This window comes from Burkholderia sp. KCJ3K979, from assembly GCF_016759955.1.
Classification (GTDB): Bacteria; Pseudomonadota; Gammaproteobacteria; order Burkholderiales; family Burkholderiaceae; genus Burkholderia; species Burkholderia orbicola.
Map to the genome: position 1 here is coordinate 1 of NZ_JACFYV010000417.1, position 1,456 is coordinate 1,456.

The following is a 1,456-nucleotide window of genomic DNA, read 5'->3' on the forward strand; positions in this document are numbered from 1 at the left end:
ACGCTGGCCCCGAGCGTGCCGCCGGTGCCGCCGACGCTCAGCGTGCCGCTGCCGAGTGCGGTCGGCGTGCCGGCCACCAGCGTGCCGCCGCCGGTGACGCTCGTGCCGCCGGTGTAGGTGTTCGCCCCCGACAGCGTCGTCGTCGCCGGACCGTTGACCGCGAGCGTGCCGCTCCCCGAGATCGCGCCGGTCAGGTCGAGGCTGTTAGGGCCACTCACCGTCAGCGTCGCCCCCGTCCCGAGGTTCACCGCATTGGCGAGCGTCGTGCCCGGCGTGCCGGCTGCCAGCGTGCCGCCCGCACCGCTCGCGTTGAGCGTGCCGGTACCGAGCGCCGTGTTGCTGCCGGCGACCAGCGTGCCGCCACCGGTCAGGTTCGTGCCGCCCGAATACGTGTTCGGACCGGTCAGCGTCTCGGTGCCCGTGCCGCCCAACGTCAGGCTGCCACCCGTGCCGGCAATCGTGCCGCCGAACGTGCCGCTGCCCGACCCGCCGAGCGTCAGGTTGTTGCCGCCCAGGTTCACCGTCGAACCGGCGACGCCCGACAGCGCGGTTGTCGTTTGCGGCGTCGTCGCGCCGCTGACGTCGAAGGTCGCGCCCGCACCGGTCAGGCTCAGCGGGCTGCTACCGGAGAGGCTGCCGCCCGCGCCGATCGCCAGCGTGCCGCTGTTGATCGTCGTCGCACCGGTGTACGAGTTGTTGCCCGTCAGCGTTTGCGTGCCGCTGCCCGACAACGTCAAGCCGCCCGTGCCGGCCACGGTGCCGCCGTACGTGCCGTTACCGGCACCGGCCAGCGTCAGCGTGTTGCTGCCGAGATTCACGGTCGAACCCGACACGCCCGACACGGCGCCCGTGGTCTGCGGCGTCGTGGCCGCGCTCAGATCCAGCGTGGCGCCCGTACCCGACAGATCGACCGCGCTGCCGGCCGACAGGCTGCCGCCCGCGCCGACCGCCAGCGTGCTGCCGTTGCCGATCGTCGTGTTGCCGGTGTACGTGCCCGCGCCGGTGAGCGTCGTCGTCGACGGGCCGTTCACCGCCAGGTTGCCGCTGCCGCCGATCGCGCCGCCCAGGCCCAGATTGTTCGCACCGCCAACCGTCAACGTCGAACCCGCGCCGAGATTGATCGCGTTGGTCAGCGTCGTGCCGGCCACGCTGGTGCCGAGCGTGCCGCCCGCGCCGCTCGTGTTCAGCGCGCCCGTGCCGAGCGCCGAACCGTTGCCGGCGAGCAGCGTGCCGCCGCCGCTCAAGGTCGTGCCGCCCGTGTACGTGTTCGTCCCGTTGAGCGTTTCGGTACCCGTGCCCGCCAGCGTCAGGCTGCCGCCCGTGCCGGCGATCGTGCCGCCGTACGTGCCGCTGCCCGAGCCGCCGAGCGTCAGCACATTGCCGCCGAGGTTCACGGTCGACCCCGTGACGCCCGACAACGCACCCGTCGACTGCGGCGACGTGGCCGCGCTCAGAT

Annotated in this window: 1 protein-coding gene; it reads right to left on the reverse strand. The window is 73.3% G+C overall.

Features of this window, described 5'->3' with window-relative positions; all coding sequences use genetic code 11:
- A partial coding sequence (locus tag H3O04_RS35320; protein WP_202589513.1) for a beta strand repeat-containing protein occupies positions 1-1,456 on the reverse strand: 1,456 nt, incomplete at both ends.